This window comes from Saccharopolyspora thermophila (assembly GCF_014646075.1).
Taxonomy (GTDB): domain Bacteria; phylum Actinomycetota; class Actinomycetes; order Mycobacteriales; family Pseudonocardiaceae; genus Saccharopolyspora; species Saccharopolyspora thermophila.
In genome coordinates this window covers 97,117-110,257 of sequence record NZ_BMMT01000014.1, presented here as the reverse complement: position 1 = coordinate 110,257, position 13,141 = coordinate 97,117, and the positions used below count along the sequence as shown (strand labels likewise).

Genomic DNA, 13,141 nt, shown 5'->3' with positions numbered 1-13,141 from the left:
GACCGAGGTGGACCCCCGATGGCAGCGACACCGGATAAGGGCAAGGCGCTGGAGCTGGCGCTCGCCCAGATCGACAAGCAGTTCGGCAAAGGGTCGGTCATGCGGCTCGGCGAAGAGTCGCGCGCGCCGATCGAGGTCATCCCGACCGGGTCCATCTCGCTGGACGTCGCCCTGGGGATCGGGGGTCTGCCGCGGGGCCGCATCGTGGAGATCTACGGCCCGGAGAGCAGCGGTAAGACGTCGGTGGCCCTGCACGCCGTGGCCAACGCCCAGAAGCAGGGCGGCACCGCGGCGTTCATCGACGCCGAGCACGCCCTGGACCCGGAGTACGCCAAGGCGATCGGTGTGGACACCGACGCGCTGCTGGTGTCCCAGCCCGACACCGGTGAGCAGGCGCTGGAAATCGCGGACATGCTGATCCGCTCCGGCGCGCTGGACATCATCGTCATCGACTCGGTGGCGGCGCTGGTGCCGCGCGCCGAGATCGAAGGCGAGATGGGCGACAGCCACGTGGGTCTGCAGGCCCGCCTGATGAGCCAGGCGCTGCGCAAGCTGACCTCGGCGCTGTACAACGCCAAGACCACCGCGATCTTCATCAACCAGCTCCGCGAGAAGGTCGGCGTGATGTTCGGCTCGCCGGAGACCACCACCGGTGGCAAGGCGCTGAAGTTCTACGCCTCGGTGCGGCTGGACGTGCGGCGGATCGAGACGCTCAAGGACGGCTCGGAGGCGGTCGGCAACCGCACCCGGGTCAAGGTGGTCAAGAACAAGGTCGCCCCACCGTTCAAGCAGGCGGAGTTCGACATCATCTACGGCGTCGGCATCAGCCGCGAGGGTTCGCTGATCGACATGGGTGTCGAGCAGGGCATCATCCGCAAGTCCGGTGCCTGGTACACCTATGAGGGCGACCAGCTGGGCCAGGGCAAGGAGAACGCCCGCAAGTTCATGCGGGAGAACCCCGACGTGGCCAACGAGATCGAGAAGAAGATCAAGGAGAAGCTCGGCATCGGCGCGACGCTGGACGCGGAGGGCGCGGAGCCGGCCCCGGTCGACTTCTGAGCCTGGACGTTGGTGCGGATGAACGGCGACGGCACACGTCGGGGGAGCGGGTCACGGGACCGTTCCCCCGACGACACCCGGCTGGCCGGCCAGACCACGGAGGGCGAGCAGCGCCCGAAGCGGCCCGACGACCCCGAGCAACAGGCGCGCGACACGGTGTACCGGCTGCTGGCGGCCCGCGCGCGTAGCCGGGCGGAGGTGCGGCAGGCGTTGCTGCGCAAGGGGATCGACGAGGACGTCGCCGACGGTGTGCTGCAGAAGTTCGTCGCCGCCGGGCTGGTGGACGATGCCGCGTTCGCCGAGGAGTGGGTGCACTCCCGGCGGCGGCACCAGGGGCTCGGCCGCAAGGCGCTGGGTTTCGAGCTGCGCCGCAAGGGCGTCGACGAGCACGTGGTGGAAACAGTGCTGTCCACAGTGGATGACGATGCGGAGGTTGAGCAGGCGCGGGAACTGGTGCGGCGCAAGCTGCGGACGATGGGCGCGCTGGACCACACGGCGAAGATGCGCCGCCTGGTAGGGATGCTGGCCCGCAAGGGCTACTCCGAGGGCTTGGCCTTCCGCGTGGCCCGCGAGGAGATCGAGCGATCCGGCGATCCCGGCCCGGACCCCGACCTCGAAACACCGTGACGGGACAGGAAGTTCGCGACTGTGGGCCGTCTCTCAGATGGGGACGCGGGTACCGGATCGTCGGGGTGAACTCCTAGAGTCGCGGATCGTGACCAATGCGCAGACTCCGCGACACATCGTCTGGGACTGGAACGGAACGCTCCTCGATGACAACGACGCCGTGGTCGCGGCGGTGAACGCCGTGTGCACGGCGTTCGACCGGGACCACATCGACCTCGACGAGTGGCGCTCGATGTTCAGCCGCCCGCTGCTGCAGTGCTACGAACGGCTCCTGAGGCGCTCGCTGAGCGCCGAGGACTGGGCGCGCATCGACGTGCTGTACCACGAGGCGTACCGGAATCTGCTGCACACCTGCGGCCTGGCCACCGGGGTGCCGGACGTGCTGCGGGACTGGGTGGCCGCGGGCCGCAGCCAGTCGCTGCTGTCGATGTGGTTCCACGACGAACTGGTGCCGCTGGTGACCGAGCTGGGACTGCACGAGCTGTTCGACCGCATCGACGGGCTACGCGACGACGTCGGCGGCGGCTCCAAGGCCGAGCATCTGGTGCGCCACCTCGAGGCACAGCAACTCGACGCGCGCGACGTGGTGCTCATCGGTGACGTACTCGACGACGCCCACGCCGCGGAGCAGGCCGGCACCCGGTGCGTGCTGCTGACCACCGGCGTGATGAGCCGGTCAGCGCTGGAGCGGTCCGGGTTCCCGGTCGTCGACTCGATCCCCGAGGCGCTGGCGGTCCTCGACGACGACCTGGCAGCCTGAGCTGCCCGCTTGAGCGCGTGGTGACGATCCCGGTCCAGGTCTCGCGTCGTGAACCGGTCCGTGGCAGATCCGGGATCAGCAGAACCACCTGATCAGCAATCCCCACGGCACGCGCTCGCAGATTCCGGTGCGGTGCCACGCCGGGTTCTCCCGCAGGTGGTAGTCGTCGGTGGTGAGCGAGCCGGGCGCGGCCAGCGCCAGCCCGAAGCTCAGCCCGGTGGTGTCCGGCGGCGCCGGCGGGGTGGTCCACGTCGCGTTGGTCCACTCCCCGGCGGGCGCGAACCATGGGCTGGTCGTCCAGTACCGCCAGATCCCGGCCCGGTCGCGGCGGTGGACGGCCAGCTGCACCGGGGCGGTCGACTTGTACCAGGCACCCAGCGTGTAGGTGTTGTCCGGCCGGGCGGTCGGCGCCACCTCGCCAAGGTCGAAGCGGGACATCAGCTTCGCGTCGCCGTCGGTGTATGCGGTCATGTCCAGGCGTTGCGCCCACCGGCCGGTGTGGGCGTCCTCGGTGCGCGTCCACCGCGGGGTGTTGCGGCCCCAACTGCTGGTCACCCAGCCCCGAGGGCCGGGTTCCTCCAGCGATGCGTTGACCAGTCCCTCCCGCGCTTCCGGCGGCGGTGCGGCGACCAGCGGCCGAGCACCGCCGCCGACCACCTCGTCGACGGTGCGCACCACCGTGCCGCGGGACGCGCGCGCGGACAGCCAGAACGCGAACTCGTCCAGCACGACCGGGTTGACCGCCAACGGGCCGCAGAAGTCGCAGATCTGGTGCAGCACCAGCGGGACCCAACCGCCGCCGGAGGCTTCCGCGTCCAGCACCACCCGCTGCAGCTCCTCCAGCGTCCAGCTGGGCGTGACCATGTCGGTGCCGCGGACCAGCATCGGGTCGGCCGGGGGTATCGACTCGGCGGGAGCGCAGTTCGCGCAGCCGTGCGCGGTGCGGATGCTGCCGGTGACGCGGGCGCTGTTGTAGCCGCAGTCCCGCACGGCCTGCTGTGCGGCCGGGGTGAAGCTGCCGAACGGGTAGGCGAAGGAGGTCGGCCGCAAGCCCAGGGCAGTGAGGTTCGCCCGGTCCTGGCAGATCTCGCGGCGGGCCTCCTGGATCGACACGGTGGCCAGGTCAGGGTGGTTGACGGTGTGCCCGCCGATCTCGTGCCCGGCGGCGGCGATCGCGCGCAGATCGTCCATGCTGAGGTAGCCGGGCGTGCCGATGGCCCCGGAGGAGACATAGAAGGTGCCGCGCATCCGGTACTTGCTGAGGATCCGCGCGCCGACGGTCTGCGAGACGCTGCCGTCGTCGACGGTGAAGGTGACGACGGTGCGCGGGGCGGCGGGCCTCGCATGCCCGGCCGGTGCCATCAGCAGCACGGCGAGCAGGCCGGCTGCGGCGAGGGCGAGCAGCGTGCTCGCGCGGGTCGGGCGCACGCCGTCCATGGCAGAACCGCCATCAGTCGATCGGGTCTGACCAGGGCAACGCTACGAACGCCCGGCCGAGCGTGGGACCCGCTCGTGCGGGGTGGCGCCTACCGCGTTCTGCGGAGGCGCTGGTGGGCGCGCGGCCGCCGCCAGCCCACCAGCGCCATCCCGTGCCTCAGCGGAGCGCGGCGGCTTCGCGGGCGAGCTGCTCGACCTTCGTCCAGTCGCCGGCGGCGAGCACGTCCTTCGGGGCCAGCCAGGACCCGCCGACGCAGCCCACGTTGGGCAGCGCGAGGTAGGCGGGCGCCGTCTCCGGGCTGATCCCGCCGGTCGGGCAGAACCGCAGGTGCGGCAGCGGTCCGGCGATCGCCTTCAGATACGCCACGCCACCGCTCGGCTCGGCGGGGAAGAACTTCATCGCGGTGGCCCCGCGCTCGGCCAGGCGCATCGCCTCCGACGCGGTGGCCGCCCCGGCCAGGTACGGCGCGCCGACACCGTCGAGGTCGTCCAGCAGCCGGTCGGTGGCACCGGGCGTGACCAGGTAGCGGGCCCCGGCGTCAACGGCCCGCTTGGCCTGCCCCGGCTCGGTGATGGTGCCCGCCCCGGCGACCATGTCCGGCACCTCGGCGGCGATCCGCTCGATCGCGGGCAGCCCCGCCGGGGTGCGCAGGGTGACCTCGATGGTGCCGATGCCGCCGCGCAGCAGCGCCTCCGCCAGCGGCACCGCGTGCGCCACGTCGTCGAGCGCCACGACCGGCACCACCGGAGCGAGATCCAGCACGTCAGCTGCAGTGTTCATGGGGTTGTTCATCCGTTCGTTCATCTGCGAGGCCCGGGACATCATCGCAGGTCAACGCGGGAGCCCGGCAGGTGCGCAGCGGCGAACACGCTGGCCCCGCGGTCCGCCCGGCCCACGGCCTGCCGGAACGCGGTGAACAGCTCGCGGCCGGTGCCGAACTGCACGCTGCTCGCCGGGGGCGCGGGTTCGCGGGCCGCGAGTTCGGCGTCGGGCACCAGCACCTCCAGCGTGCCGCGGTCGGCGTCCAGCCGGATCACGTCCCCGTCGCGCACGCGGGCCAGCGGTCCACCCGCGCTGGCTTCCGGGGTGAGCTGGATGGCGGCCGGGATCTTGCCCGACGCGCCGGACATCCGGCCGTCGGTGACCAGCGCGACCTGGTGTCCGCGGTCCATCAGCACGCCGAGGGCGGGGGTGAGCCCGTGCAGCTCCGGCATGCCGTTGGCCTGTGGTCCCTGGTTGCGGATCACCACGACCACGTCGTGGTCAAGCTCGCCCGCCTGGAACGCGGCGGTGAACTCGTGCTGGTCGTCGAAGACCCGCGCGGGGGCGGTGACGGTGCGGTGCTCGGGGCGCACGGCGGACACCTTGATCACCGAGCGGCCGAGGTTGCCGTCCAGCACGCGCAACCCGCCGTCGGGCGCGAACGGGTCGTCGACACCGCGCAGCACGTCCGGGTCCAGGCTCCGCTTCGGCGCGTCCCGCCACACCAGCCGACCGTCCTCCAGGAACGGTTGCTGCCGGTAGCGGTCGAGCCCGGGTCCGGCGACGGTGCGCACGTCGCGGTGCAGCAGCCCGGCGTCGAGCAGCTCGCCGACCAGCGTCGGCACGCCCCCGGCGGCCGCGAAGTGGTTGATGTCGGCCGACCCGTTCGGGTACACGCGGGCCAGCGACGGCACCACCGCCGACAGGTCGGCGAAGTCGTCCCAGGTCAGCTCGATGCCGGCGGCAGCGGCGATGGCCACCAGATGCAGCGTGTGATTGGTGGAGCCGCCGGTGGCCAGCAGCGCGACCACGCCGTTGACGATCGCCCGCTCGTCGACGATCTCACCGATGGGCGTGTAGTCCCCGCCGCGTCCGAGCTGCAGCACCCGCCGGGCCGCTTCCTCGGTGAGCGCCCTGCGCAGCGGGGTGCCCGGCGGCACGAAGCTCGCGCCCGGCAGGTGCAGGCCCATCACCTCGACGACGAGCTGGTTGGAGTTGGCGGTGCCGTAGAACGTGCAGGTGCCGGGCGAGTGGTAGGAGGCGGACTCGGCTTCCAGCAGGTCCTCGCGGCTGGCCTTGCCCTCGGCGAACAGCTGCCGGATGCGGCTCTTCTCCTTGTTCGGCAGCCCGGAGGGCATCGGCCCGGCGGGCACCAGGACGGTCGGCAGGTGGCCGAACGACAGTCCGCCGATCAGCAACCCGGGCACGATCTTGTCGCACACGCCGAGCAGCAGCGCGCCGTCGAACATCTCGTGGGACAGCGCGACGCCGGTGGCCATGGCGATGACGTCCCGGGAGAACAGCGACAGCTCCATGCCGGTGCGGCCCTGGGTGATCCCGTCGCACATGGCCGGCACGCCACCGGCGAACTGTGCGACCCCGCCCGCCTCGCGGACGGCTTCCTTGATCCAGGCCGGGAACTCGGCGTAGGGCTGGTGCGCCGAGAGCATGTCGTTGTACGCGGACACGATGGCGACACCCGGCTTGGCGGCGCCACGAAGCGCAAGGCGGTCCGTGCCGCTACACGCGGCGAAGCCGTGGGCCAGGTTGCTACACGGCAGCTCGGTGCGGGCCGGGGCACTGGACGCGGCGGCGCGGATGCGCTCGAGGTAGGCGGCGCGCGAGGCCGCGCTGCGCTCCGCGATGCGCTGGGTGACCTGTTCGACGACGTGCTGCATGGGCGGCGCCATTGATCGCCTCCGAGAACGCTGGATGTTCGGGCGACGTCGTTGGCGCCTCATGACGGCAGTCACACTAATAGGTGTGTCCTGGAAAACACAATCGATCCAGCCCATGAACGAAAACCGCACAGCGTTGATGCGCGCGGCGTAACACCGAGATCCGTCCTGGCGAGGGCCGGGGTTTCCGCCGGAACCGCGAGACCGCCGCCGCGGATGTGCGCGATCATGGGCGTGGTCGACGGTGAGGAGGGGACCATGCGGATGCGCGTGCTCGCGGCGGTCGCCGCGGTCGCGGTGGTGTCGAGCTGCGGGGTGGATGCCGGGTCCGCGTCGAACGCGATCCCGCCGCAGCCGCTGCCCGCCCCGTCCACTCCGCCGCCCGCCCCGGTCCCGTTGGCGGGCGACTCCGTCGAACTCGACGTCTCGCCGACGCTCGCCGCCATCAGGCAGCGCCGGATGCTGCGGGTGGGGGTGCGCGCGGACACGCCGCAGTTCGTCACCCGCGATGCGGCGGGGGAGTACCAGGGATTCGACGCGGAGATCGCCCGCGATCTGGCGCGGCGCATCGGCCTGGACGCCGGCCAGGTCCAGTTCCGGCGGCTGCCGCCGACGCTGCTGGTGGACGCGGTCGCGACGGGCAACGTGGACGTGCTGCTGGGCGGCACCGCCGACACGCCGCAGCTGATCGCGGTCGGCCCGTACGTGGTCACCGACGCCGAGCGCTACCTGGTGATCAGGTCCGACGACCGGCTGTTCGCGGAGGAACTGCGCGCGCTGGTGGCGGAATCGGTGGCCGACGGGTCCTGGCAACGCGCCTACGAGACGACCCTCCGCCCCGCCGGCATCCAGGCCCGCCCGGGCTCCTGACCCGCGACCCCGGCCTGACCGGTCGCACGATGGCACCCTTCGCTCAGCGCCCTCGTGAGGTGGCCGCGAGTTTCGCCAGGCCGTCGAGCTGCCACTCCAGCAGTTGCTCGAAGGTCGGCACCTCCGGGTCGCGGCCCGGGTTCCGGTCGGCGAGCCACTTGGCGTAGTGCGGGTAGCGGCCGTCCGCGGCGATGCGCGCCAGGTAGGGGCGGGCCGCCTCGGCCAGCGCCTCCTCGGTGTGCAGGCCGGAGCGTTCGCGTGTGGCGCGTTCCTCGAGCATCGCCAGGCCCGAGGCGAGCACCTGCCCGAGAACGGTGTTGACGAAACCGATCCTGGTGGCCGCGTCCAGGTGCAGTTCGTCCACGGCGGCCAGGGCGGCGTCGTACACGGCCAGCGCGCGGGGGCCGAACGGCGGGCGGCTGAACGCCAGCCGCGCGAACCACGGGTGGCGCCGCACCGCCGCCCAGGCCGAGGTGCCCAGCTCACGCAGGCAGGTCCGCCAGTCGCCGGGCGTTGGCACGGTGATCTCGCCGTACACCTCGTCGACCATGAGATCGGTCAGCCCGTCCTTGCTGCCGACGTAGCGGTACAGCGCCATCGGGCTGCGCGAGCCGAGCCTGGCGGCGACGGCCCGCATGGTGATCTCGCCGCGCGCGTCCTCGTCGGCGAGGGCGATGGCGGCGGCGACGATCCGCTCGCGGCTGAGCTGGTCGGTGGCCTGCGGGGGCGGTGGTTCGTCGAACCAGACCAGCCCGCCCGGCGGTTTCGGAGTGGAACTCATGTGACCTGATCCTAGCGATCGTGTACAACGTACACCATGAATGTACAACGTACACAGAACGTCGAGGTGCTGGTGGTCGGCGGCGGTCTGGTGGGCCTGACGACCGCGCTGGTGCTGCGCCACCACGGGATCGACGTGGCGCTCGTTGAGAAGCGGGCCACCACGTCACCGCAGCCCAAGGCGCGTCGGTTCGACATGCGCAGCCTGGAGGTCTTCCGCGAGATGGGGTTGGCCGCGACCGTCCACGAAGCCGCCCGCGACCTCGCCCACCACGACCACATGGCGTCCGGGCGCACCCTCGCGGAATCCGAGCAGCTGCCGCTGTGGCGGCCGGGCGGGGGCGCCCCGATGGAGATCAGCCCGGAACGGCCATGCCTGATCGCGCAGGACGTCCTCGAACCGGTGCTGCGCCGAGCGGCCGAGGACACGGGTGCCGACGTCCGGTTCCGGACCGCGCTGACCGGGTTCGAGCAGGACGCCGACGGTGTGCTGGCCGACCTGCACGACCTGGCGGCGGACCGGCGCAGCCGGGTGCGCGCGGCCTACCTGGTGGCCGCGGACGGGGCCCGCAGCCCGGTGCGCGCGGCGCTCGGCATCGAGCGGTCCGGCCGTGGGGCGATCGGCGACCCGAACGTCAACGTCTACTTCCGCGCGGACCTGGCGGACGTGGTCCGGGGCCGGGAGTTCAACCTCTGCCAGATCCGGCACCCTGAGTCACCGGGGGCGCTGGCCTTGGTGGACGGTCGGTACCGGTGGGTGTTCATGGCTCCCGGCGGGGAGGTCGACCGCGACTGGCCCGCGCTGCTGCGCACCGCGCTCGGGGTGCCCGCACCGGACCTGGAAGTGCTCAGCGTGCTGCCCTGGCAGGCGGAGATGCTTGTGGCGGACCGGTATTCGGCCGGGCGCGTGCACCTCGCGGGCGACGCGGCGCACGTGATGCCGCCGTTCGCGGCAGCCGGCGCGAACACGGGCATCACCGACGCACACAACCTCGGCTGGAAACTCGCCGCGGTGCTGTCCGGCGCGGCCACGCCCGCCCTGCTGGACAGCTACGACGTCGAACGCCGCGCGGCCGGCTGGTTCGCCGCCGACCAGTCCAGCAGGCGATCGCAGTCCTTCGGCGGCGAGCCCGACCCGACCCTCGCGCACCCGTTCGTGCTGGCGGCCGATGGCTTCCAGTATCCGGCAGGTGCGTTCGCGGGCGGCCCGGACGAGGGCGGCGAGGTGGAACCGGTGACGGACTTCGCCCCGGTCGGCCGCGTGGGCGCCCGGGTCCCGCACCGCTGGCTCGACCCCGACCGCACTGTTTCCACAGTGGACCTCGGCGGCCCCGGTTGGGCGCTGCTGGTATCCGACGACCCGCAGCGCTGGCAGCGTAACGGCCTCCCGGCCCACCGTCTGGACGCGGACTTCCTCGCCCCGGGCGAAGCCCTCCTGCTCCGCCCCGACGACGTGGTCGCCTGGCGAGGCACCGACCCGGCCGCACCAGCGGTGGTCCTGGACGAACTGCTGAATCCCTGAGCGAAGCGAGGGGCACGCCCGACCACTTCAACCACAACGGGGTGCCCCTCGCGTCGCGCCATCGCGGAAAGCGCTAGTCGCCCGCGGCGCCTGCCTGCTGCAGGTCGGCCGCCGCCGCGACCTTGCCCCGGCGGGCCCGGCTGAGGCGCCGCTCGGTGTAGGTCGCCAGCCTGCTCAGCGCGTAGTTGATCACGATGAACAGCACGGCCACCACGAAGTACGTCTGGATCGGGTTGTTGAGGTTCTGGATGATCACCTGCGCCTGCCGCACCACGTCGACGTAGGCGATGATGAACCCCAGCGAGGTGTCCTTGAGGATCACCACCAGCTGGCTGATCAGCGCGGGCAGCATGGCCCGGAACGCCTGCGGCAGCAGCACGGAGGCCATCACCTGGCCGCGCCGCAACCCGATGGCGTAGGCCGCCTCGCTCTGTCCCTTGGGCAGCGCGAGGATGCCCGCCCGCACGATCTCGGCGATGATCACCGAGTTGTACGCGGTCAACCCGATGACCAGGAACCACAGGGTGGGCAGGTTCAGCCCGAACGACGGGAGCACCCGGGCGGCGAAGAACACCGCGATGACCACCGGAACGCCGCGCAACAACTCGATCACGCCCACGACGAACCACCGGTACCACGGCGCGCTCACCAGCCGGGTGATCGCCAGCAACGTCCCGATGACCAGGGAGAACACCATGGACAACGCCGCCGCGACCAGCGTGTTGACCAGCCCCTGGCCCATCAGGTTCCACAGCGCGGCGAAGGTGTCGTTGGTGGGGTCGATCAGCGGTCCCCACTTCTCCGCGGTCAACTGGCCCTGCAGACCCAGCTGCCACAGCACCCACGCCACCACGGCCAGCAGCAGCGCGCCGACCACGACGCTGGCCAGCAGGGAGCGGCGCCTGGCCACCGGCCCTGGGGTCTCGTAGAGCACCGACGTCGTCATCGGGCGATCGCCACCCTCCGCTCGACCACCCCGAGCAGCAGCCCGGCCGGGATGGTGATCACCAGATAACCGAGGACCACGCCGGTCAGCACCGGCAGCGCGGACAACCCGCGAGCCGAGGTCAGCGTGTCACCGACGGCGAACAGGTCACCGCCGACGCCGAACGCGCCGACGATCGCCGAGTTCTTGATCATCGCGATGAAGACGTTGCCCAGCGGAGGCACGACCGTGCGCATCGCCTGCGGCAGCACGATCAGCGACAGCGTCTGGCTGAAGGTCAGCCCCACCGCGCGGGCGGCCTCGGACTGGCCCGTCGGTACCGCGTTGATGCCGCTGCGGATCGCCTCGCACACGAACGCCGAGGTGTACAGCGCGAGCCCGATGGTCCCGAACCAGAAGTAGGAGCCGTTGACGCCCAGCTCCGGCAGGCCGAAGGCCATGAAGAACAGCACCACGGTCAGCGGGCAGTTGCGCAGTACGGTGACCCAGGTCGTCCCGGCCGCCCGCAGCGGCGGCAACGGCGAGACCCGGAACCCGGCGGCGATGGTCCCGATGACCAGCGCCAGCACGCCCGAGTACAGGCAGATGCTCAGCGTGCGCACGAGGCCGCTGAGGTACAGCGGGAGGTTGTCGATGATGACTTGCACGGTTCACTCCGGCCGAGCGACGAGGGTGCCGAGCTGATGCGGCACCCTCGATCGGATCAGGTCAGCTGCACGGGTCCAGTTGCGGCAGCGGCGGCGTCTGCTTGGCCACCTTGCCCGCTGTCGCCTGCCATGCCTTCGCGTAGCTGCCGTCCTGGCTGGCCTGTGTGAGGGCCTGGTTGATGAACTCGCAGAACTTCACATCGCCCTTCTTGATGCCGATTCCGTAGGGCTCGCTGGTGAACGGCTTCTCGACCAGCTTGAACTGGCCGCCGCTCTGCTCCACCAGACCCAGCAGGATCACGTTGTCGGTGGTCACCGCCTGCACCTGACCGGTTCGCAGCGCATCCGCGCACTTGGAGTACACGTCGAACAGCACGAGGTTGGCCTCGTCGACGTACTTCTTGATCTCCTCGGCGGGGGTGGACCCGGTCACCGAGCACACCTTCGCGCCGGTCGGCCGCAGCGACTCGGGACCGGTGATCCGGTTGTCGTCGGACCTGACCATGATGTCCTGGCCGGCCTCGTAGTACGGCCCGGCGAAGCTGATCCGCTGCTTGCGGGCGTCGTTGATGGTGTAGGTCGCCACCACCATGTCCACCCGGCCCTGCTCGATGATCTCCTCGCGGGTCTTGCTGGGCGCCTCAACCCATTCGATCCGGTCCGGCGCGATCCCCAGCCTGCCCGCGATGATCTTGCCGATCTCCACGTCGAAGCCCTGCGGCTTGCCGTCGAGGCCCTTGAGCCCGAACAGTGGCTGGTCGAACTTGGTGCCGATCCGGATGGTGCCCTGCTGCTTGAGGTTGGCCATCGTGGTGCCCGGCTCGAACTGCGCGTTCTGGTCGACGGTGACCTCGGTGCCCCCGCCGCCGAGCTGGTCGCCCCCACCGCCGCCGCAGCCGGTCAGCGCCAGTGCCAGCGCCGTGGCCAGGCCGGTGACCAGCCGAATCCTCTTGCCTCGCATCTCGCCTTGCCCCTCTCTGCAGTGGGTCGTTCAGTGGGTGAGGATCTTGCCGAGGAAGTCCTTGGCGCGGTCGCTCTTCGGCGCGCCGAAGAACTCCTCCGGCGCGGCGTCCTCGACCACCTCGCCGTCGGCCATGAAGAGCACGCGGTGCGCGGCCCGCCGCGCGAACCCCATCTCGTGGGTGACGACCAGCATGGTCATGCCCTCGGCCGCGAGGTCCGTCATGACCTCGAGCACCTCGTTGACCATCTCGGGGTCCAGTGCCGAGGTCGGCTCGTCGAAGAGCATCACCTTCGGCTTCATCGCCAGCGCGCGGGCGATCGCGGCGCGCTGCTGCTGGCCGCCGGAGAGCTGTGCCGGGTACTTCTCGGCCTGGTCGGCGATGCCGACCCGCTCCAGCAGGGCCATCGCCGCCTCGCGCGCCTCGTTCCTGCTCTGCTTGCGCACCTTGATCGGCCCGAGGGTGACGTTCTCCAGGATCGTCTTGTGCGCGAACAGGTTGAACTGCTGGAAGACCATGCCGACGTCGGCGCGCAGCTCGGCCAGCGCGCGGCCCTCCGCGGGCAGCGGCACCCCGTCGATCTCGATACGGCCGGAGTCGATCGGTTCCAGTCGGTTGATCGCGCGGCACAGGGTCGACTTGCCGGAGCCCGAGGGGCCGAGCACCACCACGACCTGGCCTCGGGGCACCTCGAGTTCGATCGCACGCAGTACGTGCAACGAGCCGAAGTACTTGTCGACCGCGGACATCCGGATCATCGGCACGTCCGTGGGAGCTGCGGCCATTCGTTCTCCTGAGCCTGAATTCGGATTCGTTGGCCGAAACTTAAGCCCGGGACGGGGGATAGTCCAGACGGAACGGACGAAGACA

General features: G+C 71.1%; 13 protein-coding genes. 5 read left to right on the top strand and 8 right to left on the bottom strand.

Going from position 1 to position 13,141, the window contains the following annotated elements; translation table 11 throughout:
* The first annotated feature begins 18 nt into the window (after window positions 1-18).
* From recA to IEY17_RS18900, 3 genes are all read left to right on the top strand, one after another.
* A complete protein-coding gene (gene recA, locus IEY17_RS18910) occupies window positions 19-1,059 on the top strand; it encodes a recombinase RecA (RefSeq protein ID WP_188989608.1) in 1,041 nt (346 codons plus the stop codon).
* An 18-nt stretch (window positions 1,060-1,077) separates the two neighbouring features.
* Window positions 1,078-1,686, top strand: coding sequence for a regulatory protein RecX (locus IEY17_RS18905; RefSeq protein ID WP_188989606.1), 609 nt, complete (start codon window positions 1,078-1,080; stop codon window positions 1,684-1,686).
* Window positions 1,687-1,774: 88 nt separating this feature from the next.
* Window positions 1,775-2,446 (top strand): HAD family hydrolase, encoded by a 672-nt coding sequence (locus IEY17_RS18900; protein WP_229680300.1) that lies wholly within the window; start codon window positions 1,775-1,777, stop codon window positions 2,444-2,446.
* A gap of 75 nt (window positions 2,447-2,521) precedes the next feature.
* Here the strand turns inward: IEY17_RS18900 and IEY17_RS18895 are convergent, their stop codons facing one another.
* From IEY17_RS18895 to edd, 3 genes are all read right to left on the bottom strand, one after another.
* On the bottom strand, window positions 2,522-3,883 hold the full coding sequence (locus tag IEY17_RS18895) for a polysaccharide deacetylase family protein (protein WP_188989602.1): 1,362 nt from the start codon (window positions 3,881-3,883) through the stop codon (window positions 2,522-2,524).
* A gap of 157 nt (window positions 3,884-4,040) precedes the next feature.
* Window positions 4,041-4,664 (bottom strand): bifunctional 4-hydroxy-2-oxoglutarate aldolase/2-dehydro-3-deoxy-phosphogluconate aldolase, encoded by a 624-nt coding sequence (eda, locus tag IEY17_RS18890; RefSeq protein WP_188989600.1) that lies wholly within the window; start codon window positions 4,662-4,664, stop codon window positions 4,041-4,043.
* 41 nt (window positions 4,665-4,705) lie between these two features.
* On the bottom strand, window positions 4,706-6,556 hold the full coding sequence (edd, locus tag IEY17_RS18885) for a phosphogluconate dehydratase (protein ID WP_188989598.1): 1,851 nt from the start codon (window positions 6,554-6,556) through the stop codon (window positions 4,706-4,708).
* A gap of 216 nt (window positions 6,557-6,772) precedes the next feature.
* On the opposite strand from edd, the gene IEY17_RS18880 reads away from it, so the two are divergent.
* Window positions 6,773-7,414, top strand: a complete 642-nt coding sequence (locus IEY17_RS18880) for a transporter substrate-binding domain-containing protein (RefSeq protein ID WP_229680299.1) — start codon at window positions 6,773-6,775, stop codon at window positions 7,412-7,414.
* A gap of 43 nt (window positions 7,415-7,457) precedes the next feature.
* Here IEY17_RS18880 and IEY17_RS18875 read toward each other — a convergent pair whose 3' ends face one another.
* On the bottom strand, window positions 7,458-8,195 hold the full coding sequence (locus IEY17_RS18875; protein WP_188989594.1) for a TetR/AcrR family transcriptional regulator: 738 nt from the start codon (window positions 8,193-8,195) through the stop codon (window positions 7,458-7,460).
* Between the two features lie 36 nt (window positions 8,196-8,231).
* Between IEY17_RS18875 and IEY17_RS18870 the strand changes: the two genes are divergently transcribed.
* Window positions 8,232-9,716 (top strand): FAD-dependent oxidoreductase, encoded by a 1,485-nt coding sequence (locus IEY17_RS18870; RefSeq protein WP_188989592.1) that lies wholly within the window; start codon window positions 8,232-8,234, stop codon window positions 9,714-9,716.
* Between the two features lie 73 nt (window positions 9,717-9,789).
* Here the strand turns inward: IEY17_RS18870 and IEY17_RS18865 are convergent, their stop codons facing one another.
* The 4 genes from IEY17_RS18865 to IEY17_RS18850 form a co-directional block, all read right to left on the bottom strand.
* Entirely contained in the window at window positions 9,790-10,662 is an 873-nt protein-coding gene (locus tag IEY17_RS18865; RefSeq protein ID WP_188989590.1) for an amino acid ABC transporter permease, read from the bottom strand.
* Complete coding sequence (locus IEY17_RS18860) at window positions 10,659-11,309, bottom strand: amino acid ABC transporter permease (RefSeq protein WP_188989588.1); 651 nt, start codon at window positions 11,307-11,309, stop codon at window positions 10,659-10,661. Before IEY17_RS18860 ends, IEY17_RS18865 begins: the two co-directional genes overlap by 4 nt.
* Window positions 11,310-11,370: 61 nt before the next feature.
* Complete coding sequence (locus IEY17_RS18855) at window positions 11,371-12,270, bottom strand: glutamate ABC transporter substrate-binding protein (protein ID WP_188989586.1); 900 nt, start codon at window positions 12,268-12,270, stop codon at window positions 11,371-11,373.
* A 30-nt stretch (window positions 12,271-12,300) separates the two neighbouring features.
* Complete coding sequence (locus IEY17_RS18850) at window positions 12,301-13,029, bottom strand: amino acid ABC transporter ATP-binding protein (protein WP_188989683.1); 729 nt, start codon at window positions 13,027-13,029, stop codon at window positions 12,301-12,303.
* Between the last annotated feature and the right edge of the window lie 112 nt (window positions 13,030-13,141).

Excerpts from the sequence above, each read along its gene's own strand:
- recA (WP_188989608.1), top strand. The coding sequence starts at position 19 with ATGGCAGCGACACCGGATAAGGGCAAGGCGCTGGAGCTGGCGCTCGCC.
- IEY17_RS18850 (WP_188989683.1), bottom strand. The coding sequence starts at position 13,029 with ATGATCCGGATGTCCGCGGTCGACAAGTACTTCGGCTCGTTGCACGTA.
- IEY17_RS18865 (WP_188989590.1), bottom strand. The coding sequence starts at position 10,662 with ATGACGACGTCGGTGCTCTACGAGACCCCAGGGCCGGTGGCCAGGCGC.
- eda (WP_188989600.1), bottom strand. The coding sequence starts at position 4,664 with ATGAACACTGCAGCTGACGTGCTGGATCTCGCTCCGGTGGTGCCGGTC.
- IEY17_RS18855 (WP_188989586.1), bottom strand. The coding sequence starts at position 12,270 with ATGCGAGGCAAGAGGATTCGGCTGGTCACCGGCCTGGCCACGGCGCTG.
- IEY17_RS18905 (WP_188989606.1), top strand. The coding sequence starts at position 1,078 with ATGAACGGCGACGGCACACGTCGGGGGAGCGGGTCACGGGACCGTTCC.
- IEY17_RS18880 (WP_229680299.1), top strand. The coding sequence starts at position 6,773 with ATGGGCGTGGTCGACGGTGAGGAGGGGACCATGCGGATGCGCGTGCTC.
- IEY17_RS18870 (WP_188989592.1), top strand. The coding sequence starts at position 8,232 with ATGAATGTACAACGTACACAGAACGTCGAGGTGCTGGTGGTCGGCGGC.
- IEY17_RS18895 (WP_188989602.1), bottom strand. The coding sequence starts at position 3,883 with ATGGACGGCGTGCGCCCGACCCGCGCGAGCACGCTGCTCGCCCTCGCC.
- IEY17_RS18875 (WP_188989594.1), bottom strand. The coding sequence starts at position 8,195 with ATGAGTTCCACTCCGAAACCGCCGGGCGGGCTGGTCTGGTTCGACGAA.
- edd (WP_188989598.1), bottom strand. The coding sequence starts at position 6,556 with ATGGCGCCGCCCATGCAGCACGTCGTCGAACAGGTCACCCAGCGCATC.